This is a genomic window from Moorena sp. SIO4A1, assembly GCF_010672065.1.
Lineage (GTDB): Bacteria > Cyanobacteriota > Cyanobacteriia > Cyanobacteriales > Coleofasciculaceae > Moorena.
In genome coordinates, this window is record NZ_JAAHHX010000941.1 from 1 (window position 1) to 1,152 (window position 1,152).

1 protein-coding gene and 1 pseudogene are annotated in these 1,152 nt (G+C 39.8%); one reads left to right on the forward strand and one right to left on the reverse strand.

Features of this window, described 5'->3' with window-relative positions:
* A partial coding sequence (locus F6K53_RS44300) for a GPW/gp25 family protein (protein ID WP_293087265.1) occupies positions 1-280 on the forward strand: 280 nt, incomplete at its 5' end.
* Positions 281-584: 304 nt separating this feature from the next.
* On the opposite strand, the pseudogene F6K53_RS44305 reads toward F6K53_RS44300, so the two are convergent.
* A pseudogene (locus F6K53_RS44305) lies at positions 585-1,031 on the reverse strand (IS701 family transposase); the annotation flags it as partial.
* Positions 1,032-1,152: the final 121 nt, after the last annotated feature.

Below are 1,152 nucleotides of genomic sequence, written 5' to 3' on the forward strand. Positions count from 1 at the left end.
GGAAGAAAACAGCTCTTTTTTAGGGACAGGATGGAGTTTCCCCCCGACATTTAATCGGGATACAGGAACGGTGGAGATGGTTTCGGATCAGGAGGATATTGTCCAAAGTTTGGAAATTATCCTGTCAACCCGTCCAGGGGAAAGGATTATGCAGCCTGACTTTGGTTGCGAATTGAGTCAGTTTCTGTTTGAGGAAATTACTCAAGGGTTAATTACGGGAATTCGAGGCACGATTTCTGATGCCCTGTTGTACCATGAGCATCGTATAGATGTGGAGTAAATTAATATTGAGGACAGTGAAATAGAGGGATTGTTGTTAATAAGTATTACCTATGCGGTGCGAGTAACTAATTCTAGGTTTAACCTGGTTTATCCTTTTTATATTAATGAAGCTCAAACGGTTTGAGTAATTAAAAATTAAAAATTAAAAATTAAAAAGAAAGCTTGTAGGGTGGTAAGCATTCAGCCGTCAGCTGTCAGCCGTCAGCTGTCAGTGACTTTTCACGGGATGTGGAAAAGGGGGTCTGGTTCGCGAACCAGACCCCCTCTACTGCTGTTTGTTTTTAGCGGTACTTAAACAAAAATCAAGCCCAAACAAACCCCAAACTAGCTTTGTAAGCGATAAATACGTCGCGATTTTCCGTCAACCATTCCACAAAACGATAAGATATTGCAGTACGAAATGCCTCTAATGCTTCAGGAAAGGTAGTCAAAGGTTTGTTCGACCAACGCCTTCTTAATCCCCCCGTAAGCTTGTTAAACATTATAAATGTATAAGCACAAAATACCAAATTAAAATGCCTTATTAGACTTCTTTTATCCCTGAATTGATATTCTCTTAATCCTAAATAACACTTCGCTTCTCGGTAGAATAATTCTATCCAGTTTCTCTGAGCATATGTCTCTATAAACCAACTTTCTGTTGCTAATGATGAGTCCACATTTGTCAGTAAATAATCAATTTTTTCGGCTTTTTCAGTGGTAGAAGCCTTCATGACGATAGCTACTACTCTTTTTCCTGACAGGTAAGCATTCAGGTGATGGGGTTGACAAAGCCACCCCAGTTACTTGAAAACTGGAATGAGAGACAATTGGTTAGAACAGTGTCTAGCTCCTAAAGACAGAGCTTGAGTGAGGAACTCAATCACATTA